The following is a 26,613-nucleotide window of genomic DNA, read 5'->3' as shown; positions in this document are numbered from 1 at the left end:
CGTTCTCATATAAGCTCCCCCTTATCCCTTTGTTCCGTTCGCTGCCTGTTTCATATGATGTGAAGTTCACCTTGAAAAGCAGGAGAAGAAAATCATTTTTCTCCTATTTTTCCTTTATTATGAAGGGTCTTGCGGATGGTTGTCAATTCAGTTTGCCAATTCGTCATTTTGAAGAACGAAAGCATGTAATAGGACGCCTCCGCATAGATTGTAAAACAGTATCTGATTTCTAGCTTCAATCTTGAAAGAGGAGGTTCATATGGATATTTTAAAGAAAATCGAACAGCACAGAGAAGAAGAGCAGCGTCTCAAATGGGAAGGCACATTCAGCGATTATTTAGACATTATTAAGGAAAATCCACTTGTCGCTCAATCTGCTCATTCTCGCGTTTATCATATGATTAAAGACAGCGGGATTGAAGAGGAGAATGGGGTCAGAACCTACAAATTTTTTGATCAGGAGCTGTTTGGGTTAGAGGAATCACTCGAAAGATTAGTGGAGGAATATTTTCACCCTGCCGCAAAGCGGCTGGATGTCAGGAAGCGTATTTTATTACTGATGGGACCAGTAAGCGGAGGGAAATCGACGCTTGTCACTAGATTGAAAAGAGGACTTGAAGAATATTCACTGACAGATCATGGCGCAGTTTATGCGATCAAAGGCTGCCCTATGCATGAAGATCCGCTTCATCTTATTCCGCAAAATTTGCGGGAGGATTTCTATAGAGAATATGGGATTCGTGTGCAGGGGAATTTGTCGCCTCTGAACATGATGAGACTGGAAGAGGAATATGGCGGCAGAATTGAGGATGTAAGGGTCGAGCGGATCTTTTTCTCAGAGGATAAACGGACCGGCATTGGTACCTTTAGTCCGTCTGATCCGAAATCTCAGGACATTGCCGATTTAACAGGAAGCATCGATTTTTCAACCATTGCCGAATTTGGATCAGAGTCAGATCCCCGTGCGTACCGCTTTGATGGAGAACTCAATAAAGCAAACCGAGGGATGATGGAGTTTCAGGAGATGTTAAAGTGTGATGAGAAATTTCTATGGCACCTCTTGTCATTAACGCAGGAAGGAAATTTTAAGGCAGGGAGATTTGCCTTGATTAGTGCAGATGAATTGATCGTCGCCCATACGAATGAAACCGAGTACCGGTCATTTATTTCAAATAAAAAGAATGAGGCTTTGCATTCAAGAATTATTGTGATGCCAATTCCTTATAATTTAAAGGTCACAGAAGAAGAACGCATTTATCATAAAATGATTTCAGAAAGTGATGTCTCAGATGTGCATATTGCCCCGCATACGCTGAAGGTAGCAGCAATGTTCTCCATTTTGACGAGATTGAAAGAGCCGAAGCGTTCTGATATTGATTTGGTGAAAAAAATGCGTCTGTATGACGGAGAAAGTGTCGAAGGCTTCCAGTCAGTCGACATTGATGAGATGAAAAAGGAATTTCATGATGAAGGGATGAGCGGAATTGACCCGCGTTATGTAATCAACCGAATTTCATCTACCATCATTCGAAAGAATATGGAATCGATCAATGCACTGGATGTCCTGCGCTCCTTAAAAGAAGGGCTTGATCAGCATCCATCTATCTCCAGCGAGGACCGGGAACGTTATTTGAATTTCATCTCAGTCGCGCGAAAAGAGTATGATGATATTGCGAAGAAGGAAGTGCAAAAGGCATTTGTGTATTCCTATGAGGAGTCTGCGAAAACGCTGATGGATAATTACTTGGATAATGTTGAGGCTTATTGCAATAAAAACAAGCTGCGTGATCCGTTAACGGGTGAAGAAATGAATCCTGATGAAAAGCTCATGCGTTCAATTGAGGAGCAGATTGGCATTTCTGAAAACGCCAAAAAAGCATTTAGAGAAGAAATTCTGATTCGTATTTCGGCTTATGCGAGAAAGGGAAAACGCTTTGATTATAATTCTCATGAGAGATTGCGAGAGGCCATTCAGAAGAAGTTGTTTGCCGATCTAAAAGATGTGGTGAAAATTACGACATCGACGAAGACACCGGATGAACAGCAGCTGAAGAAGGTCAACGAAGTAGTGGCTAGATTGATTGATGAGCATGGCTATAATTCAACAAGTGCAAATGAACTTTTAAAATATGTAGGCAGTCTTCTGAATCGTTAATAAATGAAGGAGGCATTATTGGCGCATCAGCACCGGTAATGTCTTTTTTAGAAATGATCGTCAACTTGGATGACGAGCAGCATAGGATAAAGGAAGAATTGTGGAAAAAGGTGAGGAGGGGGATGGATGTCCCGGCAAGAAAAAAGTCAGTTTATTGTGTCTCAGGAAGACTGGTCCCTCCATCGAAAAGGTTATGACGACCAGCAGCGTCATCAGAAAAAAGTCAAAGAGGCGATTAAAAACAATTTGCCGGATCTTGTCACAGAAGAAAGCATCATCATGTCGAATGGAAAAGATGTTGTTAAAATTCCGATTCGTTCATTAGATGAATATAAAATTCGGTATAACTACGACAAAAATAAGCATGTGGGTCAAGGGGATGGAGACAGCGAGGTTGGCGATGTTGTTGCGCGTGACGGCTCAGACAGTAAGCAGGGTCAAGGAAAGGGGCAGGGCGCTGGAGATCAAGCTGGTGAGGATTATTACGAAGCAGAAGTCTCATTAATGGATCTCGAGGAAGCACTGTTTCGTGAACTGGAGCTGCCAAACCTCAAGCAAAAGGAGCTTGACGACATCATTGTCGAACAAATTGAGTTTAATGATATTCGCAAAACCGGGTTAACAGGAAATATCCACAAAAAACGAACGATGCTGTCGGCATTTAAACGAAATGCGATGACAGGCAGTCCTTCCTTTTATCCCATCTACCCGGAGGATATCAAGTATAAAACGTGGAATGAAGTGACCAAACCAGAGTCGAAAGCCGTCGTTTTGGCGATGATGGATACGAGCGGAAGTATGGGTCTTTGGGAAAAATATATGGCGAGAAGTTTTTTCTTTTGGATGACACGTTTCTTACGGACAAAGTATGAGACAGTTGATATTGAATTCATTGCTCACCATACAGAGGCGAAGGTGGTAGACGAAGAACATTTCTTCTCGCGGGGTGAGAGCGGGGGGACCATTTGCTCGTCTGTCTATCGAAAGGCACTAGAGCTCATAGACGAACGATACCCGCCGTCGCGGTATAATATTTATCCTTTTCATTTTTCTGATGGTGACAATTTGACATCAGATAACGCCCGGTGTGTGAAACTTGTTTCTGAGATCATGAAAAAAGCCAATTTATTTTGCTATGGTGAAGTGAATCAATACAACCGGCATTCTACGTTAATGTCAGCATACAAGCATATTCAGGATGAGAAATTTAAGCATTATATTCTGAAGCAAAAATCAGACGTTTTTCTCGCACTAAAAAAATTTTTTCAGCAGGAAGAAGTTCATTCATAACGAGCACATTTGAAAAAACCTTTCAGCATAAGGGCTGAAAGGTTTTTTGTGTGGAGAAGGAAGGGATCACCAGAAAAAAAGTAAAACTTTCTCTTTGACATTTCAATTTTCATTTATTAATATTTAATCTTGTTAAATATAAGTTTTTCAAAAAAGATGCCGATCGTCTTTTCTTCTTTTTCTGCTCCTTGCTCATAATTGAACAATAAATATAAATGGGCTGCACACCATGTTTCGGGCGGGGGTAGATCAAGGGAAAAAGACAGATTGTTGAGCTTGTTTCATATTCTGTCAGATGATGGGCATTCTAAGTTTGCTAAAGCAGATGACACTATATTTTTATACATGAAAGGAGAAACAAAACATGAACAGAGGGCGTTTATTGCTAACGAACATTATTGGCCTTATTGTAATTCTTGCCATTATTGCCGGAGGTGCTTATTACTACTACGAAAGCACAAACTTTGTCAAAACAGATGAGGCTAAAGTGACAGGTGACATGTATCAAATCACAGCACCAGCAGCTGGACAAATCAAAGGCTGGGATATCAACGAAGGTGACGAAGTGGAAAAAGACAGCACAGTTGCAAAAGTTGAAGGACAAACAAAAACAAACATTAAAGCAGTGGCTGATGGCACATTAGTCAAAAAAGAAATCCAAAACAACCAACAAGTGCAGCCTGGTACAGTTCTTGGTGAAACAATCGATTTAAGCAAGCTTTACATCACAGCAAATATTAAAGAAACAGATATTAAAAACATTGAAAAAGGCGATAAAGTCGACATCGTTGTAGATGGAGATCCTGATACAACATTTGAAGGAACTGTTGAACAAATTGGTTATGCGACAAACTCAACATTCAATATGCTGCCAGCAACAAATTCAAGTGGTAACTATACAAAAGTAACGCAAAAAGTAGCAGTGAAAATTTCAATTAAAAATCCATCAGACAAAGTACTTCCAGGTATGAATGCTTCTGTCAAAATTTCATCTTAATGATGATTGATATCAAAAAATGAAAGGAGGTTGTCTGAGATGGCAAATCAACCTGCAGCGACAAAACAGGGAGCAGGCTCCTTGTCTTTACTGATCATTTTAATGGCCGGTTTGTTCGTAGCGATTTTAAACCAAACGCTTTTGAACGTAGCTATGCCCCATTTAATGACAGAATTTAATGTGAGTGCAACGACGATTCAGTGGCTGACAACAGGCTACATGCTTGTCAACGGTGTGCTGATTCCGTTGTCTGCGTTTTTAATCACACGTTTTGGACAGCGTAGCTTATTCCTAGTGGCCATGATCTCATTTACACTAGGTACATTTATTTGCGGTATTGCGCCAAACTTTTCAACCATGCTCATCGGCCGTTTGATTCAGGCTGTCGGCGGCGGTATTTTACAGCCGCTCGTCATGACAACAATCCTTTTTATTTTCCCTCCGGAAAACAGAGGGAAAGGAATGGGGATTTTCGGTCTTGCGATGATGTTTGCTCCTGCAGTAGGACCAACATTATCTGGCTACATTATTGAACATTATTCTTGGCGTATTATGTTTTACGGACTTGTGCCAATCGGTGCGATTGTCATTATCGCGGCTTTCTTTATGTTTAAAAATATTGTAGAGCCTAAAAAAATCAAGCTGGACAGTCTTGGTGCGATTCTTTCAATCGTTGGTTTTGCTTCCCTTCTTTACGGAGTGAGTGAAGCAGGAAGTGATGGTTGGACAGATCCGATCGTCTTATCTACGATTATTATTGGTGCGATTGCGATTATTCTCTTTATTTTCCAACAGTTGAAAGTTGATAATCCGATGCTTGATTTCCGCGTATTTAAATACAGCATTTTCTCATTATCAAGTGTTATTAACATCATTATTACGGTTGCCTTATATACAGGGATGTTCTTACTTCCGATTTATCTGCAAAACCTCGTTGGGTTTACGGCATTGCAATCTGGGCTATTAATGCTTCCAGGGGCACTTGCGATGCTCATTATGTCCCCGATTTCAGGGATCTTGTTTGATAAATTTGGACCTCGTCCGCTTGCGATTGTGGGGATGCTCATTACCGTTGTCACGACATATGAGTTTACAAAGCTGACCATTGATACTTCTTATAGTCACATTGTGCTCATGTATGCAGTACGTGCATTTGGTATGTCACTTCTTATGATGCCGGTTATGACAGCAGGGATGAACCAATTACCACAGCACTTAAACAGCCATGGTACAGCGATGTCTAATACATTGAGACAAATTAGCGGTTCCATCGGTACGAGTTTGATCACAACGATTTATACGAATCGGACGACATTCCATTATTCCAATATGGCGGATCAAACAAATACAGCCGACCCGCTCTTTATGAATTCATTCCAGGCGGCTGTATCGAATGTGATGCATCATATGGGCATGACAGCAGAAGCTGCTCAAAAATATGTATCCACCCAGCTCTTTACGAAAGCACAGATCGATTCAAACGTGATGGGTATCAATGATGCTTACATGTGGGTGACATTATTCTGTGCGGCTGGTGTCATTCTCAGCTTGTTCCTGCGAGATGTTCGTAAGGATAAAAAGCGAAAAGAACAGCAGCATAAGAAACAAGAAATATCATTGCTTCCAGCACCTAAGGAAGCAAACCAAGATGCAAGATAAGTGTGGAGGGACCGTACATGAAAATTTATGTTGTATACGATAGTGAAGGTGACCATACAAAAGCACTTGCAGAAGCGATTGCAGCAGGCGCAGGTGAAACAGAGCAAGCTGAAGTATTCATTGATCACGTGAAAGATGCAGACATTCGCAAGCTTGATCAAATGGATGCGATCATTTGGGGCTGCCCTGGTCACTTTGGTACCATTAGTTCTGGGTTAAAGACATGGATTGACCGTCTTGGCTACTTATGGGCAGAAGGAAAACTAATCGATAAAGTCGGTGCTGTTTTCTGTACAACTGCTACAACACACGGCGGTTTAGAAATGACAATGCATAATTTGATTACCCCAATGTTCCACCAAGGAATGCTTGTTGTCGGCCTTCCTGGAAATGTTCCTGAGAATGCTTTATACGGCTCTTACTATGGAGCTGGTGTGACATGTCCGATCGATTCTGATGAATTGATTTCGACTGAAGGCTTTGAACTCGGAAAAGCACTAGGAAGACGTGTAGCATCAGTCACTGCATCATTTAAGCGATAAGGAGAGGGTTCTTTTGGCGACGATTATTGTAGCGTTAGTAGCTGCTGTTCTAGTCATTATTGGATTAGTAGCGTTCAATGTCAGACACGCATCGGCCGATAAGGAAGAGATCAAAGAAGATGTCTCCAATCAGCCTGACGTGCCGCATAGCGAGCCAGAAGCTGTTGCGAGACCTGTAGAGCCTGAAGTTGAAAAAAAAGCGTCAGAGCCTTCTCAAACAGATGATGCTGCGGCTGGCGACGATTTCTATAGACAGGCGCTTCAAAAGTTTAAACAGCCAGAACCACCTGTCAAAGAAGAAGAACCAGAAACTAAAATGAATGATGATATGTATCGTTCTGCTTTGCAAAAGCTAAAGCAGAAGGACAAATAAAAAAGAGAACCTCTCATCAGGTTCTCTTTTTTATGCAACAAAAAAACCGCCGGCAAAAGCCGGGCGGTTTTCCTTCACTCTATAAAGTGCTAAAAGAGCAGATGCTCTTAAATTACGCTTTGTTAACGTTAGCAGCTTGTGGTCCACGGTTACCTTCAACGATTTCGAAAGAAACTGATTGACCTTCTTCTAAAGTTTTGAAGCCTTCGCCTTGGATAGCAGAGAAGTGAACGAATACATCGTCTTGACCTTCTACTTCGATGAATCCGAAACCTTTTTCAGAGTTGAACCATTTTACTTTACCTTCTAACATGAAATTTCCTCCTAAAGCGATCTTAACGCTTAAATTCACTATTCTTGCTCTTACACAAACTTCAAAGACGAAAACTCTTACAAAACTTTCTTCTTAAAGATGATACGAACAAAAATAATTACCTTTACTTTACCAGTGTTTGCGGGAAAAAACAACTGTTATACGAAAACTTTTTTAAAAATAATTAGCGCTAACAAATTGAGGAAAATGCCTATGTCAAATGGTCTTTTTTTCTCTCTGAAAAGCTCACTTGATTTCGGCCGGACTCCTTCGCTTTATAGAGCTCCTGATCAGCTATAATCGGTAATTGCTTAATGTCTGCACTAGTTCCATGAGAATAAGCACATCCGATTGATACTGTAGTATGAATGGACAGACCGTTTTTTAAATAAATCGGCTGATCTGCTATTTTTTTTCGTAAGCGTTCTGCAATCTGCCATGTTTTTTCAATTGTACAGTTTGGAAGAAGGACAGCGAATTCTTCACCGCCAATCCGCCCAATATAATCAGAGCTTCTTGTGTTTTTAATCAGCCTTGTACCAATTTCTTTTAAAACGATATCTCCCTCATGATGCCCATATTGATCATTAATGGTTTTGAAGTAATCGATGTCTAGGTAAATAAGGGACATTTGATGGATAGGCTGCTTCAACTTCTTAGTAAAAGCATCACTTAATACCTCATCGAACTTCCGTTTATTTAAAACACCTGTTAAAAAGTCATAATGAGCTTGGAATTTATACAAATTTAACAGCTGATATGCTTTTGTTTGATGCTCAATGACATAAAAATTAAACAATCCAGCAATATATGAGAAAATCCAATAAGTAGAATGCAGTTGAAATGATGTCTCATGCACGACCATGATAAACAGGCTTGTGGCCATCACATTACCAATCGTAATGGATAACAGCATTTTCACAACATGATTCATATGACGCTCTGCAATCAAAAAAGAAGAGGCTGCGATAAACATCATGGAAAAAATATTGATGGAAGAAGCGATGTTGGCTTCAATTAATAATCGGCCAATGACGACAACAAAGGCTGCAATCATTGTTTGGGCGATGCCTCCATAAAAGGCCGTTAAAATAAGGGGAATATGTCTTAAATCGATGATCGCTGGTCCTGTTTTAATAGAGAAGAACATTAAAAGGACACCGAGTAACCCAGAAAGCATGCCTTTGCATATTTGTCTGAGCAAGGTATCTTCTTTTTTTAGAAAATTCTCTTTAAACACAAGCATAAATAAATAATGGAAAGTAACAAGAATTGTTAAATTAATAAAGAGGTCTCTTAGCAAAATAGAATCACCTTTTTAAAATTACTAAAATTTGTTGCAAAAGAAAAGGGTAAAAAGGATAATTAATAAAAATTTTAATGAAGAGGAATTGAAGAAAATGCGAGGAAAACGCTTTCCAGATCAAACGGACTGGCTTTCTTTTTTTGAAAAAATGCCAGATGCCGGATTTGAAAAAGAAATGCCGGTTGAATATCAAGATTTGACGTTTCGGTTCGAGAATCAGGAGGAGCGATTTGTTGTGGGCATGTCGCTTGCTATGCGGGAATTTACCTTAAAGGTCGTTCGAAAAAAGACCGAATCCGTTTTAGGCATATATGATTTTAAAACAGTGCAGCATGTAGAGATAAAAAAAGATCGGAAGGAAGAAAAGGAGCTTTTGCTGATATTAGAGCATCATGACGACTTCCTCACAACAATCGAAATCTCATTTTCACCTTCCTTTTGTCTCATGGTCAAAGAACATTTTTCTGGAGAATAAACAGGAGCCTCTTTTTATGAAGGCTCCTGTTTTATTATTTGTGCTCGATGTCATTGATGACTTGCTGGATTGATTCATCATCCATCACATTCATCACATTTTCATCAATGTGAAGAGATTGCGCATAAGACTCTCTTGGCTGATGGGTTCTTGTTGGTGATTGGTGCTGGTTTGTTTGATTTGGCTGGACAGCTGTGAATGCTTGCTTGATCATTTGTCCAACTTCACCTGTTCCTTTTGATTCTTTATGTGAGTGGGACTCATGGCGAGATGAGTTTTGGTGCTGATGGTTTGTGCCTTTATTCATTGAAGACATATTCATTTGTGTCATGCTTTTCAGCCTTCTTCGTAAAACTGGGGAGAATAATGCAATGATAGCTGTTGATACTGCGATCATTGCGCCAGTGCTCATACCTTTTCTTTTTTTAAACAAACGAATCCCTCCATTTGGTCGTGATGATTCTTCATCATGTTTAGGATGACCAAACCCAGCTGAATTATGAATTCATTTTACGAAAACAGAGGATGTGTGCATAAAAAGCCGGCTGGATGAAAAACCTATGAGCAAAAGGAGGGAATAATTGATGAATAAGAAATGGATGCTATCTTTACTGCTCGTGCCAACATTAATCACCGCTGGGTGTGGAATGAACAATCAAGGCGATGAGCGTAGAGGAACAATGAAAAGGCAATATGAAAATGTCACATATAAGAATGACAACATGAGACAGGATCAGCCAGATGTTCAAACACCTCAGAAGGTCAAAGTGGCAGATAAGGCGTCAGAGCTTGTAGCGAATATGTCTGAAGTGAAAACAGCGAACGTGCTTGTCACTGGAAAAAATGCATTTGTAGCCGTTGTGCTTGAAGGCAATAAAAGCGGTGATGTGACGGACGATCTGAAAAAGAAAATTTCAGACAAAGTCAAATCAACGGATCAACAAATCGACAACGTGTATGTATCTGCTAATCCAGACTTTGTCGATCGTATGCAAGGTTACGGAAAACGTATTAAAAGCGGAGAGCCAATTTCAGGATTCTTCGATGAATTTACTGAAACGGTTAGACGTGTCTTCCCTGAATCAAAATAGCTACGACAAAAGCCGTATGTCATATGCGGCTTTTTTGTTTGGAACCGCACCTCGCGTACCTGACTGCATAAAGTAAAAAATATATCACCTCTTGTTGATCTTTGTTTCTTCATAGAAAGAGAAAGAGGGTGCAGGATGAATTCGGGTGGGGAGCAAATGAAAGCCAAGCCGTCATTGATTCATAAAAAACTTGTAGGCGGAATGATTGCAGCAGGTCTGATTTTTTATGCTTTCACCGCGTACTTGATTTATGTTGCGTTTCAGCTGACAGGACAATATTTAGAGCAGCAGTCTTCTCCTAAAACGATTATAACGGAGGGACTCAATAAGCAAGTCTATGAACATATTCGAATCTACTATGCAGAGGAAGAGGAAGCTTTTGTTGATCTGACAATAGAGGCTTTGAAACAGGCAGAGAAGAGGACAGCGTCAGTGTTTCAATTTGAAGCTGACAGACCTTTAGACGTTATTTATTTTGATGATAAAGAGTCGATCGAACAAATGGCAGGGATCAAGCATATTACTGGATTTTACTCTGATCATGATCAAATGATTGGGTTATATCCAGATAAACGGGAAGCATTATTGAAGAAAGAGACACTGCCTTTATACTTTTTCAATACGTTGTTTATTCATGAGTATGCTCATTTTGTTTTCTATGAAAAGGTCCATTCATATGAAGTGTCTCCAGGAATGTTTCCGCTTTGGTTCCACGAAGGAACAGCAGAATGGACGGCCTATGACGTGTTAAATGCTACGTCTGAACGCTTCGACGTGATTCCTTTTCAATCTCTTCATTCTGATCAAGACTGGCAGAATTCCCGGGTGACGTATGAGACAGATGTATATTTACAAAGCTATTATATGATCTATGAGCTGTTGCAGCTTTGCGGACGAGGCGTCATACATGAAATCATAGAGGAAACTGCGAAAACGGGCCAATTTGCTAGCGGCTTTGAACAGGCGACGGGGAAGAGGCTCACAGATTTTGAAGATCAGTTTAAAGTCATGTACCAAAGAAAAAACGGCTGACCAAAGAAGGGGGTCAGCCGTTTTTCTTAATGAAGAGGCTTTTGTTGATCGGCCTTACTAGGAGGCATTTGAACCTGCCCCTGAAGCGGTGCAAAAGCTGACGTCATGGCGGTCATGTCTTGTTTGGAAAGCTGAGGAACTTGATAGTAGCCATGCTTATTTTGATACAAGAAAATTTCATACGCCATTTCGATAAAGTTCGGAATCTGCGCAGCAAGCACACGTCTGACAACAGGGTTTGTTACTTCTAATGCTGACATTGAAAGTAACCCGGCGTGTGATTTGACTAGGCTGAGCATGTGTCCTGTGATGCCTAAGTCTTTTACATCCTGTAGTGACTGGTTCGGCTTCTTCGGCTGAGAAGGTTTGATTCCGTATGTCACTTGAGTGTGTTCTTTCATCATATAAGTAGCGGTTTCTTCACTAGGCTTTTGGCCTGTAGAAAAACAATCTACAGTGACATTGTACTGGGATAAAACGAATTGATATTGTCGATCCAGGATGTCGGATAATGCAGGATCTTGAATAAATTGCCGCAAGATCATATATTGATCCAAAATATTAATCGTGCCGGCTAAAATTTCATGTAAATCGAATAACTCATGCCCGCCATGGTTGAGCTCAGGCTGCTGAGCGCTTCCTTGAAACATTGGCTGCTGATCGTTTTGCATTGAGATTCCTCCTTCTGTTTATACACTCTGTTTTAATGTGAGGATGTTTTCACGTTTTCATGCAAAAAACATTATTTACAATTAGAGGGTTTTCTTTCTTTTTGTCGAAAAAAAGTATCAGACGAATGAACATGGGGGTACCAGATGCAGGACAAAATCATTAATCGTTTGATAGAAGACGAACATGTGCAGACACCAGTGATCGGCATCGGTGTTTCGCCGTTTGAACAGCATCATCTTGAGGCTTTTTTTCAATCATTACCACATGATTTAAATGCCTCTTTTATTGTTGTGCAAAATCATGTGACAGGCGATTGTATAACAGATTTGGAAGCACTTGTTTTACCGATTGGCTACCGGGCAAAAACGATTAAACATGGTGAGAAAGTCATGAAAAAGACGATCTATTTTTGTCCGCAGCATGCAGCTGTGACGTTAACGGAAGATCACCGGCTTCATGTATCTGAGCAGCTGCCAACAAACAAGGCATGCTCTGTCAACTCGCTTTTTAAGTCACTTGCCAGTGTTCAAAAGGAAGAGGCGTTTGCGATCTTTTTTCAAAAAGGTCATTGTGTGGGGAGTGGGTTGCTTCAGTTGGTTGAGCAAGGCGGAACAGCCTTATCGTGCAGTGAGGTAGAGAGTGGTTTTGACAGTATGTATCATCACACATTCAAAAATCCATCCACTCTTGCGGCATATATGGCCAATATCATCAATGTTCCGCATGCTGATGAGATGGATCCAGCTTTACTAAGAATCATTGAACGTCTTGAAATGTATAAAGGGATTGCCTTTTCAGCCTATGAAAAGAAAAGGCTGCTTTCTGTCATTCAAAAGCGTATGCGCACTGCAAACGAGCCGATGTCATTATTATCAGAGTACGATCGTTTATTAGAAAGAGAACCAGATGAGCTTGACCGCCTGCACGCTCAGCTCCTAAGCGGCACGACTACTTTCTTTAGAGATATGGAGGCTTTTCGAGTATGTGAACAGAAGGTAATACCGTCAATCATTGACCATTCGATGAACAACGGGAAATCTCGATGCCGAATTTGGGTTGCGGGATGTTCGACAGGGGAAGAAGCTTATTCTTTTACAATTTTATTTTTAGAAGAAATGAAGCGAAGAGATGTGTCCATTGAACTTCAAGTCTTTGCGACAGATATCAACCGAAAAGCCATTCAAATAGCTAGTAAAGGTCTTTATTCGAGAGAATCTATGGCAAGCATACCGGAAAAATGGCGGGCGCGATATTTCGAAAAGAAAGGTGACGCTTTTATTGTGAAGCAGTCGCTTAGGAAACATATTGTTTTTGCTCCTCACAATTTATTGATTGATTCACCTTTTATCCACCTCGATTTTATCAGTTGCCGAAATGTTCTGATGTACTTTGAGCCAGAAGTGCAAAAACGAGTATTATCCCGATTCCAATATGCTTTAAAAGATCAAGGGGTGTTGATTTTAGGGCCAAATGAAACTGTCCCCAATATCCCTCGATTGTTTCAATTGTTCAATGAGAAGTGGAACATTTACACCCATTCCAACGTTCCTGCACCTAGTGTCCCTTGGGTACATGACGCTCGTGATGTCGAGTTGAAAAAACGAGCTGCACAATATATGAAGGATGTAAGCGAGGATTATGATGCATGTATAGTCATTAATGATTGTAACAAGATCCTGGCAATGTCAAATGGGGCCTATTCTTTCTTAGACCATGTAGAAGTGTCAGATCAATCATGCGAATATGTGACACCTAAATATTTGAAAGAGATGTTAAGTCAAACCTTTCAAAAGGTATGGACTGACGAGACAGAGGTTGTGTTTCAGCATGTTCTCATTTCGGAAAAAGGAAAAAAGCAGTATGCGGATTTTACTGTAAAGAGTTTTGATCGCCGTTTTAAAGGAGTATACGTCATTCTTATTCGAATGAATGAGAGAGGAAAAAATCAAAAGAACAGCAGGGAAAATGGGATGTCAGATCAGAATTCAGTCTATCAACAGCGTATTGTCGACTTAGAAAATGAACTAAATGAAGTCAAACAAAAAGAGCAGGAGGCAAGGGCTCAATTAAAAGCGAAAAACACGCAAATAGCGGAGCTTGAGAAAAAACACGATCATTTTATTAATATCATAAACAACTTAAGGGTAACAAGGGAAGAACTGTATAGACCTTCTGTCAAGCCGGAGCTTACGACGTTGTTTGTGGACCGAGACATGAATATTCGCTACTACACTCCTACAGCTGCCTCTTTATTTACTTCAGCTCAAATAAGGCACCAGCAATCCTTTCAGTCGATGGCTAAGAAACTTACGCAGGAAACGCTCTATCATGACATACAATCCGTTATCTCGGATAAGCGCGTCATCGAACGAGAAATTGAAACGAATGAAGGAGAACAATTCACCGTTCACATCACACCTATCCTTGACCAAGATCATGAGGGAGCGGTGATGACGTGGATTAAAATGACGGAAATGACAAAAATCAAACAGTCACTTCATCTAGCGGTAACAGCACTGGATAATAGCCATATCCATATTGTTGTTGCAACTGAGGAAGGGGTCATCCAATGCGTGAATCAGCGTTTTTGCCAGTTTGTGCAGCAGCATGAATATGACCTGATCGGCAAAGATATCTTTTCTGTCTACCATTCTCTGTGTCAATGTGATGATTTAGAAAAGCAATGGGACGTTTGTTTAAAAGAAGGCAGCTGGACAGGTGAGCTGTACTTTCAGGATTTATCAGGTCGTGAACGATGGGAGAGGGTCTCTTTACATCGAATTGATGATCCTGACAAAATGCAGTCTACCGTGATGCGGATTTCAGAGGATATTACGAATCAAAAGCAGTCAGAGAAGATGCTGATGAAGTCAGAGATGCTGTCCGCAGTAGGTCAGCTTGCAGCCGGCATCGCCCATGAGATAAGGAACCCGCTGACGTCGTTAAAGGGATTTTTACAGCTGATGATTCAAAGTAAGAAATATCAGAAGGATTATGCAGATGTGATGATGTCTGAATTTAATCGGCTTGAAGCCATTATTAATGAATTCCTTGTGCTCTCTAGAAGCAAATCGGTGAAATTTGAGCCGGTACAAGTCAATCTTCTGCTCGAAGAAGTGATCATGGTCGTTGAATCACAAGCGGTTTTAAAAGGCGTGTCTATTCAAAAGAATTTGTCTCCGTCGCTGCCAAACATTCAAGGTATACCGAATGAACTGAAACAAGTCTTCTTAAACATTCTTAAAAACGGTATTGAAGCGATGGATGGTGTGACAGGTGTTATTCAGGTCACATCCGTATTGGAACATAATCAGATGATGCTGATCTTTGAAGACCAAGGTAAGGGCATACCAGAAGACGAAATAGGGAAACTGGGTGAACCTTTTTATACAACGAAAGAAAAAGGGACTGGCCTTGGTTTAATGATGACGATTAAAATCATTGAAAGCCATGGCGGCAGCATTCGTTTTGAAAGCAAAAGCTTCGAGGGGACACGGGTGATTATTACGTTTCCAATGAGCTAGCAGACATAAGATTTACAAGAAATCCATCTACCATCAATATTTACTTAGTACACTATGAGAGATAAAGCTCGGAAGGGGAGAGGTTTAATGAAACGTGTTCGATCCATTCGAATGATCTGCTGTTTGGTTTTGGTGATCTTTAGTCTGCAAACTTTACTGCCTGGCATGATCACAGCAGAACAAGCCAGTGCGTCTGAAAAGAAGGAAACGGTATGGAACCAAAAGAAGCCAATGAAAATCAAGAAAGCCCGTCAGCTAATCGGAGAGACAGTGACAGTGAGCGGAATTGTGACAGCAGATCAATCTGCTATAGGCAATGGGAAACTGTCAACGTACATTCAAGACAAATCAGCTGGAATCAATATATATTCAGCACAGCCTGACAACTTCCCAGAACTAAAAGCGGGCATGAAGGTGACAGTATCGGGGAAGATCACGTCTTATAAAGGACTGATTGAAATTGTGCCGGATCGAGACCGCCTGAAGATCGATGGTGTGAATCAAGCCTTGCCAAAGCCGAAGCGAGTCTCCGTGAAACAACTAGAAATGGATCAGGCACGTAAACATGAAGGAAAACTTGTGAAGGTCAAGGGCTATGTTGAATCAAAACCAGAGCAGCCGGCTGGCGGTGGATACAATGTGGTGATCATTGATAAAAAATATCACAGCACCACCCTTAGAGTGATGGTGGATACAAGTGCCATTGATGAAGTGAAGACAGGGAAGTGGTATGAGTTTACAGGAGTGTTAAGCAGGTATGATACGCTGCAGGTGCTTCCACGACACAAGGGTGATGTCAGCCTGCTGAAACGCCAGCCAAAGCCGCCAAAAATCAAGAAAGAATACGAGGCAACGGTTGACCGGGTGGTGGATGGAGATACGATTCATTTAAAGAAGCCTGTGCTTGGTACAACAAAGGTGCGCTTTGTGAATATGGACACGCCGGAAACGTACCATAAGCCCAAAAATGAATTAGATCAAAATCAGCTGCGTTTTGGACAGAAGGCGGCGGACTATTTAAACACACTTCTTTCAAGCGGAGATAAAGTCACATTAAAGATTGGTCCAGAAGCGAAGGACGGCTATGGACGTCTTTTAGCTCAAGTGAAAACCAAAAAAGGGGTCAATACGAATTTAGAGCTTGTGAAAAAAGGATATGCTCCTACGTATTTCATCTGGCCGGTTGGAGATGAAAAGGACTATCAGACGTTCCAAAAAGCTGTCAAAGAGGCGAAAGAAAAAGGGCTTGGCATTTGGAATGAAGCAGATCCGCTGCTGGAACAGCCGTTTGAATTTAGAGCACGTGAACAGAAAAAAGGACTGACACGCTACGTCGGTGATTCATCAGCGAAAACGTACGTATCGCCTGACAGCTGGAAAGAAATTTCTGTAGATAAACGCATCTTTTTTGCTTCAAAAGAAGAAGCAGAACAGGCTGGCTATCAGCCGGCAGAAGGAACTGGGGAAGTCCCATTAACCATTTTAAGCATGAATGATTTACACGGGAAAATTGATCAACAATACGAACTGGATCTGAAAGGTGATGGCAATAAAGGAACGTACGGACGGATGGATTATGTGGCGGCTTATATGAAACAAAAACAAGCAGCAAACAAAAATACGATCACAGTCCATGCTGGAGATATGATTGGCGGCAGCTCTCCAATATCTTCTCTTCTGCAAGATGAACCAACAGTTGAACTCATGGAGAACATTGGCTTTGATGTTGGCACGGTCGGCAACCATGAATTTGATGAAGGGGTGGACGAGCTATTACGGATCATAAATGGCGGAGAACATCCTAAAGGCACAAAGGGATATGACGGACAGAATTTTCCGCTCGTTTGTGCAAATTGTGAATACAAGGATACAGGTAAGCCACTTTTACCTGCTTATGAAATCATGGATGTCGAAGGAATCCCTGTAGCATTTATCGGTGTTGTGACAAAGTCAGCCGCAGGAATGGTCATGCCAGAAGGGATTAAAGACATTCAGTTTACAGATGAAGTTAAAGCGGTAAATGAAGCTGCGAAGGAATTAAAAGAAAAAGGGATCAGGGCCATTGCGGTTTTAGCTCATATGACAGCCTCGCAAAATGGAGATACCATCACTGGAGAGAGTGCGAAGCTTGCCAAAGAAGGCGATGATGAAATTGATGTCATCTTTGCAGGGCATAATCACGAAGTCGTAAACGGAGAGGTCAATGGGAAATTAATTGTTCAAGCCTTTGAATATGGGAAGGCCATTGGCGAAGTCAATGTAACACTTGACCGCAAAACAAAGAATATTGTCAAAAAGAGTGCAAATATTCAGTATGTAGACCAGTCTGGTATTGAAAAGGACAAGGAAGCAGCCGGCATCTTGGCTCATTACGGGAAAGAAGTTGAGCCGATTATTAGTGAGGTAGTTGGAGAAGCGGGTGTCAAAATGGAAGGCGGCTATTCAAATGATGGAGACACGCCGCTCGGTAATTTGATTGCCGATGGTATGAGATATTCTATGAAAAGTGATTTTGCCATGATGAATGGCGGCGGGATCAGGCAAAACCTTGAAAAAGGGCCGATTACGTGGGGAGATCTGTTTAATATTCAGCCCTTTGGCAACGTTTTAGTTAAACTTGAGATTAAGGGGAAAGACTTGGCTGAGATCATTGAAGCGCAAATTTCTCCTCAATTTGGACCAGATTATAGCATTTCAGGCTTTTCATATTCCTATGATCCGGTAACATATAAAGTAGTCGACTTAAAGCTTCCAGATGGTTCAGCCGTTGCGCTCGATCAAACGTATACACTCACGGTGAATAATTTTATGGCAACTGCAACTGGCAGTAAATATGCACCGATAGGACGGCTGGGGAAAAATCCTGAAACAGGTCCAGAGGATTTAGAAGCCACTGTCGCTTTTGTGAAGAGCTTTGAAGGAGCTTCCATTGTGTATCAAAAAGAGGGACGCATTCAAAAAGCAAAACAAGAAGAAAAAGCAGCAAGCTAATGACCGTATCATCTAAGAGAAATGTAACAGGTAAAGGAGTTTAAGCATGAAAAAGTGGCTTGCACTTACTGTGATGACAGCAGGAATTGTCTTGCTCGGCTGGGGAATTTGGCAAATCGCCTCTACGCACCTTCAAACGGCACAATCATTAGAAGATGCAAAGAAAGCGGTAGCGGACGATCAAGGGATGTCAAAGAAGCAGTTTTCTCCTGATGTGGGGAAAGCCTCTGGCATCCTGACGATTCCGAAATTAAAAGCAGACCTTCCCATTGTCGAAGGGACAGATGCGGATGATCTTGCCAAAGGAGTCGGGCATTACAAAGGCAGTTATTACCCAGATCAGAAGGGACAAATCGTCCTATCTGGCCATCGTGACACGGTGTTTCGCCGAACAGGTGAACTGAATATTGGGGATCAGCTGAAAATCACTGTGCCGTATGGTGAGTTTGTTTATGAAATCACACATACGAAAATCGTGGATCAGCATGATACTTCCATTATTACTTTGCAGAATAAAAAGGAAGAGCTGGTGTTAACGACATGCTATCCATTTCATTTCGTCGGCAATGCACCAGAGCGGTACATTATTTATGCAAAAAGAGCATCTGTCTAAATAAAAAGAGCCTGCATTTGATCAGCAGGCTCTTTTTTTAATGGATGATTTCGTCCATGAGCTGAGACATATCTAGAGGAAGCGGTGCTTCTATGCTCAGGTGCTCACCTGTAAAAGGATGTGTCATGTCTACTTGTTTGGCATGGAGAGCGCATCTGTTGATATGATGACGAGCTCCGCCATAAAGTGTATCTCCGGCTAAAGGGTGCCCGAGACTGCTAAGATGGACTCGAATTTGATGTGTTCTTCCAGTCTCTAGTTGCAGCTTGACGGCTGTCATTTGCAGACGTTTATTACTGTCCATGACCTGAAAGTGAGTGACAGCACTTTGACCAGTAGGAGAGATTCTTCGTCTGACGGCATGATGCTTGTCACGGCCAATCGCTGCATCAATAGTGCCTTTCTTTTTCTTGAAAAGTCCTTCTGCGATGGCGATGTAGGTTCGGCTGATCGTTTTTTTAGAAAGCATTTGATCAAGCACAGCATGAGCTAATCTGTGTTTAGCAAAAATGACCGTGCCGCTTGTGTCTTGATCGAGTCTGTGAATATGTCTCACTCGCTTTTCCTCGCCATTTGCTTGAAAATGAAAGGCCACAAGGTTTGCCAGTGTGCCCGTTTGTCCCTTTTCATTCGGGTGCGTCGGTCGTCCAGCGGGTTTTTGTACAATCAATAAGTGCTCGTCCTCAAATAGCACCTCTAATTCACCATATTCTGGCGTCACATCACTTTCTTCCGTTTCAAATAAATCGATCAGTATGTGATCACCTGCACTGACTTTTGCCGCGTGATGGGCAGGCTTTTGATTTAAACGTACTTTTTGCTGCTCCATCCAAAAATGGATAATCGGCTTTGAAGCCGACACGGCTGTTTTTAAAAACTGACTCAGTGAAGTATCTTGATGCTGCTCACCTACTTTTAGCGAGAGCGTGTGTCCTTGAATGTTCATGATATCCGTTCCTCTCTTTGGGTATATATAGGAAACACTTACCTTGGCGAACGCCTTTTTTTCTGTGCTATTCTGAATGGAGAAATAACGACAGAGAGGTAGATGTCACGTGAGAATAATGAAAGCTGCTACAGACCTGCAAGAGCAGGCAATTGAAGAAATATCAAAGGATGTTGAAGATCTTCTATCCCATGCTGTCGGCGAAGACCCAGCTGCGCCTCAAAAAGAACGCCCGCTAACCTTTGTTGAAGGGGTTTATAACGGAACGATGGACGATGCTTTTCGTATTTTATCGGGACTTCAGCTATTACATACCATTATTGTAAAACCTAAACGCCATATTACAAAGTGTGATCGTGAGCTATTCGAGCGAAACCGTGAGCAGGTCAATGCATGCGGCTTTTCTTTTCCGTTTGATTTAGACGATTTTGCCAGCCGACGCCTTCAAAATGCGTAAAAGTTGGTGTGAACTTCCTTGTTAACTTACACGGCTGCCGCACATACTATTTTTAAGGGAACGGAGAAACCTTTAGATCTGTAATACCAAACCCGCTCTTTTTCAACATTGCCTATTTCTCCACGAATCGGAGCGCTTGGACCTCTTGCAGAATGAACCGAACACGGGTAGGAGCCTGACAAAATGGTACAGGCTCCTTTTATACATAATTATTTTAGCAGACATTCATCTTTGAAAGTCAATTTTATTCACGATATGATAGCATTGAGTATCATATTAAAGACTTTCGTAAAAAAAAGGAGTGGCCTCGTTGGTAAAGGCGATTATATTTGATTTTGACGGATTAATTTTAGATACAGAAACACATGAATATGAAGTTTTACAAGAAATGTTTGCGGAGCATGAGTCGGAGCTGCCTCTTTCCGTATGGGGCAACGTCATCGGGACGCAGGCAGGCTTTAAGCCGTTTGAATACTTGGAAAAGCAGCTAGGAAAGACGCTCGATCATGAGGCACTCACAGCGGACCGGCGTTCTCGTTTTCAAAAGAGAATGAAGGATGAATCAGCACGACCTGGCGTAGAAGCTTATTTACAGGCAGCGAAGGAGCTTGGGATCAAGATTGGACTTGCTTCCAGCTCAGACTATAAATGGGTGTCTGATCACCTGAAGCAAATTGGTCTTTTTGATTACTTTGAATGTATCCGTACGTCAGATGATGTGGAAGAAGTCAAACCTCATCCAGAGCTTTATTTGCAAACCGCAAGCTGCTTAGGTGTAGAGCCAAAGGATTGTGTCGCTTTTGAGGATTCAGTGAATGGATCAGTGGCTGCCAAACGGGCAGGCATGAAATGCGTCATCGTCCCAAATAAAGTGACGAGCACGCTGCAATTTGAAGAATACGATGTGAGATTAGAATCCATGGCTGAAATCGAATTGCTCCAGCTATTCCATCAGCTTGAAAAAGAGGATCAGTAAGGGGGCAAAAACATCATGGCAGAAAAACTCGATTTAACGCGGTTTGAAAAAAGAATGGTGATCCGTAATATCCGGGAAGAAGATATTGACCGAATCATTGCCTTACAAGAGGTATGCTTTCCGGGCATGGACCCTTGGAAACGGGAGCATCTTGAAAGCCATCTTGAACATTTCCCAGAAGGGCAGTTTTGTGCTGAATTTGAGGGAGAAATCATTGGCTCTTGTTCAAGTTTATTAATTAACTTTGATGAATACGATGACCGTCATACTTGGCAGGACATCACAGATGATGGGTACATTACAAACCATAATCCAGATGGGATGAATATGTACGGAATTGAGGTTATGGTTAGTCCTGAGTACCGCCGCATGAAAATTGGCCATCGTTTATATGAAGCAAGAAAAGACTTAGCAAGAAGATTAAATTTGAAAAGTATCATTATTGGGGGACGCATCCCGAATTATCATAAATACCAAGAGGAAATGACGCCTCGTCAATATGTCGAGCAGGTCATGCTTCATCAAATTTATGATCCTGTTTTATCTTTTCAGCTGTTAAATGAATTCAGCCTGATGCGGATTAATCCGAATTATTTGCCGGATGATAAGGCATCCAGCACATATGCGACGCTAATGGAGTGGAACAACGTCGATTATCGTCCGCAATCAAAAAGATATTATAAATCGGCGTTCCCAGTACGTATTTGCGTCATTCAATATGCGATGAAACAAATTCATTCCTTTGAGGAATTTATGAATCAGGTGGAGTATTATGTTGATGTCGCATCAGATGCGTCAGCTGACTTTGCCGTATTCCCAGAAATTTTTACAACGCAGCTCATGTCTTATTTAGAGGAGCGCTCCCCAAGTCTTGCAGTGCAGCGTATCACGGAATATACCGAGGACTACATTAATTTGTTCACAGACCTTTCTGTGAAGTACAACATTAATATCATTGGTGGATCCCATTTCGTTGAAGAGGAAGGGAAAATCTACAATATCGCGTATTTATTTAGACGTGATGGAACGATTGAAAAGCAATATAAGCTCCATATCACACCGAATGAAAGAAAATGGTGGGGGATTTCAGCAGGTGATCAGGTTCGGGTATTTGATACGGACTGTGGTAAAATTGCGATCCAAATTTGCTACGATATTGAATTTCCTGAACTGGCTCGGATTGCAGCTGATAAAGGAGCAAAAATTATTTTTACTCCGTTCTGTACAGAAGACCGTCAAGGCTATTTAAGAGTGCGTTATTGTGCACAGGCTAGAGCGGTTGAAAATCAGATTTATACCGTCATCTCTGGAACTGTCGGAAACCTTCCGCAAACCGAAAATATGGATGTCCAATATGCACAATCAGCGATTTTTGCCCCATCTGACTTTGAATTTGCAAGAGATGGGATTGTAGGAGAATGTAATCCGAATATAGAAATGGTTGTCGTTGGCGATGTCGATTTAGAAATTTTAAGAAGACAGCGGCAAGATGGAACGGTACGTCAGCTCAAAGACCGAAGAAGAGATGTGTACCATATTGAATATAAGAAATAATGAAAGGAAGCGCCTACCACAAGGCGCTTCTTTTTGATGACATTTTTTAAAATGACATAGCAGCTGGACGAGCTAAGGCTTTCGTAGCCACCTGTTCAAGATTCATCATAAGTATTGTAAACATAAGCTAAAGAAGGAGGAAAGCTTATTTTTTCATGTGATAAAGGGATGCTCGAGAAAAATCTGAATATACTGAAACGAGATCATGTGTTCAAAAAGGAGAGGAAAATGGGGCGACAAGCTAAACATTTGTATATCAATTTACCGGTAAAGCATGTCAAGGAATCAAAGGCTTTTTTTGAGCAGCTGGGTTTTGATTTTCAAGAGCAGCTGACGAATGATCAGGCAGCTTGTTTGGTCATTGGTGACACCATTACGGTTATGCTGTTAACCCATAAGCATTTTCAAACCATCTCAGAGAAGCAATTGGTGGATGCAAGGCAGGGATCCGAGGTCATTGTCTCTATGCGGGTTGATTCACGAAAAGAGGTCGATGAGCTGGTGGAGCAGGCGATGGCAGCAGGCGGGTCACCGTTTAAGGAAAAGCAGGATCATGGGTTCATGTACGGTTGGAGCTTTCAGGATCTTGATGGTCATTTGTGGGAAGTGTTCTATTTGGATGAGGAGAGAAGCGGCCTTTCATAAGGGCGCTTCAGCTTGTAGACAAACCCTCGCATTCGGTGTCAGGCCTGCGCTCCGATGCTCACGAATGTCAAATTCGCTCCGCTTCGGTACTCGTCCTTTCTAGACTGCAAAGGTTTTCAATCACGCTGAAAAGAAGACAAAGGGCTAAAATAAAGAACATTTTAGCCCTTTGTCAATAATTAGAAGCTACCTTCATAAGGGTGCTTCTTTTTTATTGTTTAACAGTGGTATGATTATGAGGAAACAAAAAATAGGAATTCATCTAGAGAAAAGTAGGTGCAGCATGGAGTTTTTACTTGTCTTACTGCCAGTGTTCGGTATTTTCCTTATCGGGTATATTGGGCAGAAGGCCATTGGTTTTGACATACATACGCTCTCATCAATGTCTTTATATTTAATGTCACCATTTCTTGCGTTTGAAACCTTTTATCAAAACAAAGTGTCGATGGACTATGTGTACTTATCTATTTTTGTCGTCGGACTTTGTCTTTCACTTGTTTTATGTGTCTTTATTTTATCTCGTATCTATGGTTATTCGAAGGAAATGTATTGTGCCATGATTCTGTCGTCAGCATTTATGAACAATGGGAATTACGGCACGCCTGTTGTCCTGCTTGTCTTCGGAGCAGCTGGTTTAGATATTGCTATCGTTTTAATGGTGCTGCAGCAGCTTGTCATGAGTACGATCGGTATGTATTATGCAGCAAAGGGCGGAGAGGATGCAGGGGATGGAAAGGTCGTGCTGAAAAAAGTGCTGCGTATGCCGGTTGCATATGGGGCACTCCTCGGTCTATTATTTCAGCTGATGGATTTTTCACTACCTAAAGAGGTGATGACGGGTGTCCAGCTTGTGGGAGATGCCGCCATACCGACGATTATGCTTATTTTAGGTATGCAGCTCGCCGTCATTTCTTTTAAGCAAGTGGATTATCGCAACATTTCTTATGCTGTATTGCTGAAGCTGTTTATCTCACCACTCATCGCATTTGGCTTTACACTCATTTTACCGGTAGATGATCTAGTGAAACAAATTATGATCTTAGTTGCAGCGATGCCGACAGCGGCAAATACTACGCTCATGGCTGTACAATTTCGAACGAAGCCTGAGTTTGTCTCAAGCACGACATTTCTCAGTACCGTTTTAAGCATCGTGACATTACCAGTTTTATTATGGATTTTATCTATGCACCCTCTGGGATAGGGGATAGGCGGCAAAACAAAGGGGGACATATCAATGAATGTAGATGTTCATTTTCAAGTGAGTGATGTGTTGAAAACAAAGTATTTTGCCCATGCGAAAGTGTTAGCAGGAGAAAAGGGATTGTTTCGGCAGGTCAGATGGGTCCATGTGTTAGAAGTGCCTGCTGTAGAAGATTTGTTAAATGGGGGAGAGCTCATACTAACAACAGCCGCAGGCTTCCATGATCAATTGGATGTGTTTCAAGCATTTTTAAAACAGCTGATCGATTCTGGTGCGGCAGGCTTGTGTATTGAATTTGTTCCGCTCAGATTCGATGTGCCGGAAGAACTGATTGAGTATGCAGAAGAAAGAGATTTTCCGCTCATTCTGTTTACAAAAGAAGTGAAATTCGTCAACATCACACAGCATCTCCATACGATGATGATTGAACGCCAGTATCAAATGATGGCTGATCTAGAAGCACTATCATCAAAGCTGAATGAGCTTTTGCTGACTCCCCATCCGCAGATGGATATTTTGGACCAGGTGTATCAGCACGTAAGGGGCATTCTTTTACTCATTCCTGTTCAGGGGGAGCCGATTATTTTATGTGATTCCTCCAAACAAACCGAAGAGATGGTCATGAATTATTTACAGTTTGCTTCCTTGCCAAAAGGATACGAAGTGACCAAAAAAGAAGTGCTTGCACTCAAGCAGACATTTGCAGACCTTGTGCTCATTCATCAAACAAACACACTCTCAGAATTTGAACTGCTCGTAATGGATAAAGGAGCAAATGCTCTGGCCCAGCAAACGCTAAGAGAGCTTTATACAGAAGAATTGAAGAAGACTAAAGAGAACGAATGGCTGCAAAAATGGTTCCAAGAAGAGCATACAGAAAGAGATATATTAGAGCATCTTGAAGAAACAGAAGGATTGAAAAAGCCAACCGGCTGTGTCGTGATGCTCTTTCAAAAGCATCATCAAATCGAAGAAATCGCAGGAAATCTATATTTTCTCGTATCGTGCCGCTCCATCTTTCAGCGTGCGGGTTTCCATTTGATTCCGTATGAGCATCAAGGACAAAGCTTGTTTATTTTATTGAACACGAGAAAGAAGGAGGACTGGAAAGAGCGTGCAGAGAAGGCTGCAAGCGACATCAAACAATTGTATGATCGGGAGCAGCCACGCGGAACCGTGATCAATTATGGCATCGGTCCATATTGTGAGCAGTTTCAGCATATGAGAAAAAGCTTTCAAGCAGCCAAAGAAGTGCTGCATTTAAAGAAAGTGATGCCCCAGCGGGTGGAAAGCCCATTTTATCAAGATTTGCATATGCTCCGTCTCATGCCTGTCATGCAGGAAAGCGGACTGCTTGAATGTATGGTGAAAGAGTATTTGGAGCCTGTGCTTTTATATGATAAGCAAAATAGCGGAAGACTCTATCAAACGCTGAATATCTTTTTACAGACAAACGGATCTAAAAAGGAAACTGCAAGCCAGCTCTTTATTGTCAGGCAGACCCTTTATCATAGACTAGATAAACTGCATGCATTGCTTGGCGAGGATATGATGCAGGCCCCGAAACGACAGGCGCTTGAATTTGCGATTCTTGCATATGAATTCCTGCAAGGAAATCGCCGTTAACGAGGTTTGTTAGATTTGCTAAGGCACCCGAGTAGAATGTCTTATCGTTCTTTTCAATCAGTTGACGATCTGTCTAATGTAATCAGCCCGGCCCCTTTTTTATAATGAAAGTAACGGTTGGTTCTCTCTTACAGGCGGCCTAGTTTCAGTTTCATATGCCTCCCTTTTCATCCAT

General features: G+C 41.5%; 23 protein-coding genes. 18 read left to right on the top strand and 5 right to left on the bottom strand.

The window, feature by feature from the left end:
- The first annotated feature begins 259 nt into the window (after positions 1-259).
- From AC20OE_RS12125 to AC20OE_RS12100, 6 genes are all read left to right on the top strand, one after another.
- Entirely contained in the window at positions 260-2,155 is a 1,896-nt protein-coding gene (locus AC20OE_RS12125) for a PrkA family serine protein kinase (RefSeq protein ID WP_024425326.1), read from the top strand.
- 126 nt (positions 2,156-2,281) lie between these two features.
- Positions 2,282-3,445, top strand: a complete 1,164-nt coding sequence (yhbH, locus tag AC20OE_RS12120; RefSeq protein WP_034282299.1) for a sporulation protein YhbH — start codon at positions 2,282-2,284, stop codon at positions 3,443-3,445.
- Between the two features lie 364 nt (positions 3,446-3,809).
- A complete protein-coding gene (locus AC20OE_RS12115; RefSeq protein WP_039177397.1) occupies positions 3,810-4,442 on the top strand; it encodes a biotin/lipoyl-containing protein in 633 nt (210 codons plus the stop codon).
- A gap of 39 nt (positions 4,443-4,481) precedes the next feature.
- A complete protein-coding gene (locus AC20OE_RS12110; protein WP_039177398.1) occupies positions 4,482-6,101 on the top strand; it encodes a DHA2 family efflux MFS transporter permease subunit in 1,620 nt (539 codons plus the stop codon).
- A gap of 17 nt (positions 6,102-6,118) precedes the next feature.
- Entirely contained in the window at positions 6,119-6,643 is a 525-nt protein-coding gene (locus AC20OE_RS12105; RefSeq protein WP_099663080.1) for an NAD(P)H-dependent oxidoreductase, read from the top strand.
- Positions 6,644-6,656: 13 nt separating this feature from the next.
- A complete protein-coding gene (locus AC20OE_RS12100) occupies positions 6,657-7,016 on the top strand; it encodes a hypothetical protein (protein WP_058838761.1) in 360 nt (119 codons plus the stop codon).
- Between the two features lie 112 nt (positions 7,017-7,128).
- Here AC20OE_RS12100 and cspB read toward each other — a convergent pair whose 3' ends face one another.
- Positions 7,129-7,329, bottom strand: a complete 201-nt coding sequence (gene cspB / locus AC20OE_RS12095) for a cold shock-like protein CspB (protein ID WP_008349061.1) — start codon at positions 7,327-7,329, stop codon at positions 7,129-7,131.
- 211 nt (positions 7,330-7,540) lie between these two features.
- Positions 7,541-8,632, bottom strand: coding sequence for a diguanylate cyclase (locus tag AC20OE_RS12090; RefSeq protein WP_058838762.1), 1,092 nt, complete (start codon positions 8,630-8,632; stop codon positions 7,541-7,543).
- Positions 8,633-8,729: 97 nt separating this feature from the next.
- Here AC20OE_RS12090 and AC20OE_RS12085 point away from each other — a divergent pair, with 97 nt between their 5' ends.
- Positions 8,730-9,110 (top strand): hypothetical protein, encoded by a 381-nt coding sequence (locus AC20OE_RS12085; RefSeq protein WP_099663081.1) that lies wholly within the window; start codon positions 8,730-8,732, stop codon positions 9,108-9,110.
- A gap of 34 nt (positions 9,111-9,144) precedes the next feature.
- Here AC20OE_RS12085 and AC20OE_RS12080 read toward each other — a convergent pair whose 3' ends face one another.
- Positions 9,145-9,543: a spore coat protein gene (locus AC20OE_RS12080; protein ID WP_099663082.1), complete on the bottom strand. Its 399-nt coding sequence runs from the start codon at positions 9,541-9,543 to the stop codon at positions 9,145-9,147.
- A 151-nt stretch (positions 9,544-9,694) separates the two neighbouring features.
- On the opposite strand from AC20OE_RS12080, the gene AC20OE_RS12075 reads away from it, so the two are divergent.
- Both AC20OE_RS12075 and AC20OE_RS12070 read left to right on the top strand, forming a co-directional pair.
- A complete protein-coding gene (locus tag AC20OE_RS12075; RefSeq protein WP_034282294.1) occupies positions 9,695-10,201 on the top strand; it encodes a YhcN/YlaJ family sporulation lipoprotein in 507 nt (168 codons plus the stop codon).
- 156 nt (positions 10,202-10,357) lie between these two features.
- Positions 10,358-11,233, top strand: coding sequence for a hypothetical protein (locus AC20OE_RS12070; protein WP_487268885.1), 876 nt, complete (start codon positions 10,358-10,360; stop codon positions 11,231-11,233).
- Positions 11,234-11,259: 26 nt separating this feature from the next.
- On the opposite strand, the gene AC20OE_RS12065 is transcribed toward AC20OE_RS12070, so the two are convergent.
- The gene (locus tag AC20OE_RS12065) at positions 11,260-11,904 is read right to left on the bottom strand and encodes a spore coat protein (protein WP_041089559.1); all 645 of its coding nucleotides are present in this window, start codon (positions 11,902-11,904) and stop codon (positions 11,260-11,262) included.
- Between the two features lie 144 nt (positions 11,905-12,048).
- Here AC20OE_RS12065 and AC20OE_RS12060 point away from each other — a divergent pair, with 144 nt between their 5' ends.
- From AC20OE_RS12060 to AC20OE_RS12050, 3 genes are all read left to right on the top strand, one after another.
- Complete coding sequence (locus AC20OE_RS12060; RefSeq protein WP_212043258.1) at positions 12,049-15,429, top strand: CheR family methyltransferase; 3,381 nt, start codon at positions 12,049-12,051, stop codon at positions 15,427-15,429.
- An 87-nt stretch (positions 15,430-15,516) separates the two neighbouring features.
- Complete coding sequence (locus AC20OE_RS12055; protein ID WP_487268884.1) at positions 15,517-18,420, top strand: 5'-nucleotidase C-terminal domain-containing protein; 2,904 nt, start codon at positions 15,517-15,519, stop codon at positions 18,418-18,420.
- Positions 18,421-18,466: 46 nt separating this feature from the next.
- Positions 18,467-19,033 carry a class D sortase gene (locus AC20OE_RS12050; protein WP_041089565.1) on the top strand — a complete coding sequence of 189 codons (567 nt, stop codon included), beginning with the start codon at positions 18,467-18,469 and terminating at the stop codon, positions 19,031-19,033.
- 37 nt (positions 19,034-19,070) lie between these two features.
- Here AC20OE_RS12050 and AC20OE_RS12045 read toward each other — a convergent pair whose 3' ends face one another.
- Positions 19,071-19,979, bottom strand: coding sequence for an RluA family pseudouridine synthase (locus AC20OE_RS12045; RefSeq protein ID WP_487268883.1), 909 nt, complete (start codon positions 19,977-19,979; stop codon positions 19,071-19,073).
- A 109-nt stretch (positions 19,980-20,088) separates the two neighbouring features.
- Here AC20OE_RS12045 and AC20OE_RS12040 point away from each other — a divergent pair, with 109 nt between their 5' ends.
- The 6 genes from AC20OE_RS12040 to AC20OE_RS12015 all read left to right on the top strand — a co-directional run bounded on the left by AC20OE_RS12040 (position 20,089) and on the right by AC20OE_RS12015 (position 26,438).
- Positions 20,089-20,436, top strand: a complete 348-nt coding sequence (locus tag AC20OE_RS12040) for a DUF5365 family protein (RefSeq protein WP_099663086.1) — start codon at positions 20,089-20,091, stop codon at positions 20,434-20,436.
- A 310-nt stretch (positions 20,437-20,746) separates the two neighbouring features.
- On the top strand, positions 20,747-21,412 hold the full coding sequence (locus AC20OE_RS12035) for an HAD family hydrolase (protein WP_041089572.1): 666 nt from the start codon (positions 20,747-20,749) through the stop codon (positions 21,410-21,412).
- Positions 21,413-21,427: 15 nt separating this feature from the next.
- Positions 21,428-22,966, top strand: a complete 1,539-nt coding sequence (locus AC20OE_RS12030; RefSeq protein ID WP_012009394.1) for a bifunctional GNAT family N-acetyltransferase/carbon-nitrogen hydrolase family protein — start codon at positions 21,428-21,430, stop codon at positions 22,964-22,966.
- A gap of 228 nt (positions 22,967-23,194) precedes the next feature.
- Positions 23,195-23,611, top strand: a complete 417-nt coding sequence (locus AC20OE_RS12025; RefSeq protein WP_024425308.1) for a VOC family protein — start codon at positions 23,195-23,197, stop codon at positions 23,609-23,611.
- Between the two features lie 283 nt (positions 23,612-23,894).
- Positions 23,895-24,812, top strand: a complete 918-nt coding sequence (locus tag AC20OE_RS12020; RefSeq protein ID WP_106025337.1) for an AEC family transporter — start codon at positions 23,895-23,897, stop codon at positions 24,810-24,812.
- A 33-nt stretch (positions 24,813-24,845) separates the two neighbouring features.
- Positions 24,846-26,438 carry a PucR family transcriptional regulator gene (locus tag AC20OE_RS12015; RefSeq protein WP_458208033.1) on the top strand — a complete coding sequence of 531 codons (1,593 nt, stop codon included), beginning with the start codon at positions 24,846-24,848 and terminating at the stop codon, positions 26,436-26,438.
- The last annotated feature ends 175 nt before the right edge of the window (positions 26,439-26,613 follow it).

Source organism: Bacillus sp. SRI_025 (assembly GCF_057592095.1).
The sequence above is the reverse complement of the archived record's forward strand: the minus strand, read 5'-3'. Positions and strand labels throughout refer to the sequence as shown.